1 protein-coding gene is annotated in these 5504 nt (G+C 52.4%); it reads left to right on the top strand.

Going from position 1 to position 5504, the window contains the following annotated elements:
* Nucleotides 1-25: 25 nt before the first annotated feature.
* On the top strand, nucleotides 26-5504 hold a 5479-nt coding region (locus KDK18_RS12500), incomplete at its 3' end, for a calcium-binding protein (RefSeq protein ID WP_257255258.1).

Raw genomic sequence — 5504 nt, 5'->3', positions numbered from 1 at the left:
GCGCCAGATGGCCGGCATCGTTGATGTGAGCGACCGTGATTTCCGAAGGGCTCTGCTGAATCTGGACAAGGCCGGTTTGCCAGACGGTCAGGCAGCAAGGTTGCCAGCCCCGGACTGCGTGCTTTGCGACGGCTCCGGCAAGATCAGGACCGTGATGGCCCTGATGGATCGGGTTAGCGGACACCTGGATGACATTGAGTTCAGTGACCGCTTTAACCATGTCAGGCTGGCCGCCGGTGACAAAGGTTTGCTGGCAGACGCCTTACTGCTGCTGGAACAGACGCGCTTTGCGGCGGTGGCCACCGAAGACCTTATGGACACCCCGGAGTTCCGCAGAAAGCTTATTATCCTCTTCCGGCAGGCGCTTCGGGAACGGCAGGGACTGACGCCAGAAAAAGCCATTGACCGGGTAGTCACTTTGCTCAATGAATCAGGCTACAGTGCCGACGACACCCGCTATGTAAAGGAAAAGCTGCTTGGCAATCAGGAATTCATGGAGCAGCTCAGGACCCGGGGCCAACCTGGCGGGGATGGCGCTGATCCGGGAGATATACGGTCAGGCAAGTTGAAGAGCAAGTGGCGCAAATTTAGCAATGCGCTCGGGAAATTTGCGAATAGCAAAAGGTACATTCGTACCAAAATGGCTTTCGGCGTGGGGATGTCCGCGGTGGGCCTTGCCGGTGGTATTCAGACCCTTAAAAACCTGGAGAAATACGGAGATGCACTGTCTGATAAAACCAGAGACCTGACCTATGCCGGGGCAGGCCTGACGATCGGCGGCGCAATCTATAACCTGGGCTTGACCGCCCAGTGGCTGCTGACTGACAAAAGCAAACACCTTATCAAGGTGGCCGATGCAGCGGACCCGGCTCTTGATGCCCTGAAGCAAACCTCAAAATTAGCAAAAGCCTCAAGGGTCACGGCCATGACGGCGCCGGTTATCGGTAATGTCATTTCCTTGACCGGTTCCATAATTACCACAATCTCTCTCTACATGGCCAAAGACGAGGCAAAAAAGGCCGGCAACACTAAACAGGTGGGCTATTACGAGACAATGATAGCCCTGACTAAGGTTTCGATGGTGCTTGATACTCTGAGCATGTTACTGGACTTTGTCGCTCCAAAGCTGGGAATGGTTGTTGACCTGATCAACATTATGCTCGGCTTCGTGATCACCGCTATCGCAGAATGCATGCCACCCAACAATGCCTACCAGGATTTTGACGCCTTGCTGGCCAGCGATGGCTTCGATCAATACATTAACAACATGGCCAAATCCTTTGAGGAAAAAGGATATTCAAGGTTTGAGTACCACGCCGATGCCGGCCAGTTTCTTAAGCAGAGAAAGTATGAGGAAAACCTTGAAGAACTGTTGATATCCCGGAAAAGGTCACTGTCCGGGACAAAAAAAGGCCTTGCCTTTCTGGACTTTCAGAAGCGGCACCACACAGAGATGGGGACGAAGGAGGCGGACTTCATGCTGGGCAGGAAAGGCTACAAGATATTTTATGGTTTCGGTGGCGATGACACCCTGATCATTGACGAGGGGGAGCTCTATGGCGGATCAGGCCATGACCGGCTGTTTCTTAAGGAAGGTCTCGCAGAAGGCTCTGACGGCAATGATGTTATCCGGATTGAAAAGACAGGGAAGGCGAAAGGGGGTCCTGGTCGTGATCATATCTGGATTGGCAAGTCAGGGGAGGCCCATGGCGGTCGTGGCAACGACTTGCTTCATCTGCCAAAATATCTCGGGATCGGCTATGGCGGACCGGGCAGGGACACCATCATTAACGGCCAGCTGCAGCTCGGCGGCCTCGATGACGACACTCTCATCCATGGCCTTGGATATGTCAAACAAGATGGCGGTGAAGGAGATGACCGGCTTGATCCGGGTATAGGCACGGCAATTATTATCGGCGGATCAGGCAATGACACCCTGATTATGCCACGCGAGATCAAGGTTCCCCGATCTATCCGCTTCGGCGGCCGACACATAGTGGGTACGCATTACTATCGTCTTAGCCAGACGAACTCCGTCGCATTATTCAAGGCTGACCTGCAAACCGGACGCTGGAGCAGCCGTTTTGCTGAATACCTGAAGTACCATAATCTTTTGCGCTTTTCGCCAGATGGCAATGAAACATCTCAAACAGAGCTTTTCGGACTCTTTGGCATAGGACGTTCGTATGATGGGCGCGACTTTGATTTCAATAAACGCAACGGTATCGATGTAGATCTGCACCCAAACCTATTCTACATTGCCCCGCTGGCGGTTATAAAAGCTGACTACACGCGTAAAGTGATTCACCAAAAATTGATCCATGAAACTTTGCTGATGGGGTATGACAAAAAGCACACAAAAGTAGCAAGGGTCTCTGATAAATACGGCCATCGGAAATACTTTAAAATTGGTAAAGTCAGGTATAGAACCGACCAGAACTGGAGAGGAAATACACGAACAGGCTATGCCTATCTTTCGGATCAGGGCGTTTACCTGCTATCAAAAAACGAGGGTTCAGAAACCGGGGATTTGTACTACTTTAGCAAGAATGGACTGAGAGTGCGCAGCCAAAGGGACAGACCCAATGAGCCCACCTTATTTTACACAACCCTCTGTCAGCTTCTGGAAACCGGAGGGCCGATTAACAGTATTGAAAATGTGATGGGGTCGAAGCAGGGTCTGATAGTGACCGGAACTGAGCAGCCCAACAACATTTATTTCAGGGGGGGTAAAAATATAGCCTTTACCCTGGGCGGAAACGATTTTGTCAATGCCGGCAACGGCACCGGGAGGAACTGGATATACCTGGGTTCGGGTAATGATCTGGCGTTGTTGGGCGATGGCTTGAACGAGGTCCATGGAGGTCCTGGCAGGGACACCGTTTCTTACCGTCTCAGAAAAAAGGGTCTTAAGCTGGACCTCACCCACCGGAACCGGTTTAGCTTGCTGGAAGGAGAGCAGCTGGAAGATGTGGAGGTCATCCAGGGTTCCCCGGGTAATGACACCATTCAGGGAGACCACAGTAATACCGTTTTCGTGATCACCAATGGCACCAATACCCTGGATGTCCGGGGCGGGAACGACACCGTGGCCGCAAACGGCGGAAGAACCAGGGTTCGGTTGCGCAGCGGCTTTAACACGGTGTTGCTGGGTGAGGGAAGGCACGAGGTGTATACGGGTACCCATGCCGATACCCTCTTGCTGCGTCGTGGCAGCGATCTCGGTAACCACCGGATTCATATCCATAAACGCCAGGAGCCTCCGACAGGAAAATGGCCCGTGCTGGTCATCCGTTGGAAAAAATCAGGTGAATCGTGCCATGACGCTCGTAAGGTCAGTTTGACCATCAATCCTTTTGACAAGAGCCTGCGCCTGTTTTTTAGCCATCAAATACCGGGGCAGAAAGTGACCCTTGACTTTCACACTCGCGGTTTACGTCATTTCGAAACAGTACAAGCCAATCCCTGCATTTTTTACTGGGAGGACGTGGCAGGCACCCCCCCTTCCCTGTCAATGACTGAGGCCCTGACAAGCCTGAGGAACACCACTCTCTCGGCTCATATTAATTCAGGCACAGAAGCCTGCAGTGTCAAAAGGGTAGCGGAGGACTACACCTTTTCAACAGAGGAGATGCTGGCCTTATTAAATCGCTACCCTGAAAAACCTGTCGGTGAATTCCCCCGGGCTAAATGGCGCAAAGAGGCTGAGCTGGCGAGCCTTGCCAACGAGGGAAAAACCCTTGGCGCGGGCCTGCACAGGATTGGCAGTCAGGAAAGCAATAATATCAGGCTGGTGATTGAGCTTGGTTTCACCTCTTCCATATGCACCCCACAGAGTGGTTTTTTACGCAGGCTGACCCTGGAGCTGGGTCAACAGCGGGTGCTCCTGGAAGGCGCAACCCAACTCATGAAGAAGTATGGTATTGGCTTTTTAAGACCATGGCACACAATGGCTTTAAAATTGGTTCAAACCGATGCAGACGGTCGCAGACAACAACACAGCGACCAAAAACTATTTGGACTTGGTCATAGAGAGTTGCTGAAATCGAGTCCGTCGCTTCAATTGAACGCACCGTTGCTGAAATGGAGTGATCCGTATACATGGAGCGAACTGTTCCCCGGTCAGCCAATGTCCGAAACCCTGGACATGCTGGAGATGGATTATACCTTTGATAAGCCTTTTCGTGATAAATGCGGTATCTCCGCCGCATACAACAGTTCTGTGATTATGCCGACGGTTCACCTTGACCTGTCTTCAGGTCGACACTCTGGCATCCCCGTCATTATTGGCGGCCCGGGCAATGACCAGCTGACGGGTAACCCGTCCGCAGATAACGTATTGCGTGGCATGGGAGGAGATGACAGGCTCAGGGACATGGGAGGCAATAACATATTTATTGTCGGCCTGGGTAATTCCACCGTTATTACTGATGAGAAGGGACACAATCTGCTAATACACGACAATCTTGGTAGTGTTTATGGTACCCGGCTCCTGAAACGAAGATCCAGGGGGCTCAGCGTTAAGGTCACCCTCTCAACGTATCAACTGGATGGGATGACCGTCAATGTCACGGAGGGCATCGTACAGACCCGATGGCGGAATACCAGCGAAACAGGCAGTTGGCGTTATCACCAGACGGTGTTCAATGCGATCGACCAGATTGCCGGGACTCCGGGAGATGATACTTACTTTGGCAGCAATGGTACGGATATTTTCAGCACCGGGGGTGGCCTGGACAAGGTGAGCATGGGGGACGGAGACGACCGGGTGATCATTAACGCGCTCTGGCAAACCGGAACCTCTCTGGACGGGGGCAACGGCGCCAATACGCTGCTCTTTCAATTGCCCGTGAGTCGTGATGTGAAGGTTGACCTGAAGCATAGCTTAACGGTCAACAACTTTGTCCTGGAGGACACCGGGTATGGCAGGATAAGACTTTCCGGTGATGATAAAGACAACATTTATGTGTCCAGAGGTTCCCTCCGCAACTTTAATGGCAGGGGCGGGGATGACACACTTTTCATGCTGAAGCTACCGGCGTTTACCCATTTAAACGGGGGCCCGGGCAAAGATACGCTGGATTTGAGCCGGGCAGTCACGGCTCCGGAATTGGTCCGGCTTAACCTGTTTGTGGACCGGGACTCAGTGAGGCTCTCGTGTCCTGCAAAGAATGTAACTCCCTGCTCTCCCGATACAAACAGCAAAGGTCGTTTATTCTATACACTCAGGTCAACCGGGTCGCGGAACACCTATGACACATGGGCGTCAATTTTCAGAAACTTTGAGATTATCAATGGCCCGGAAACCAGCGATATTTTCAACATTCCGGCCCAGGCCGGCCTTGCCGTCAATGGCGGAGGCGGAAATGACAGGTTCAATATTTACGCTACAAGCATAAAGGGCAACAGCAACAGAACCTCAATCACCACCACCATAGGAGGACCCGGACACAACAGGCATTATGGCAGTCGGAAAGCTGACCGGATGGTGGCGAACCTGGGGC

The organism is Endozoicomonas sp. SESOKO3 (genome assembly GCF_024606255.1).
This window is presented reverse-complemented; position numbering and strand designations above follow the sequence as displayed.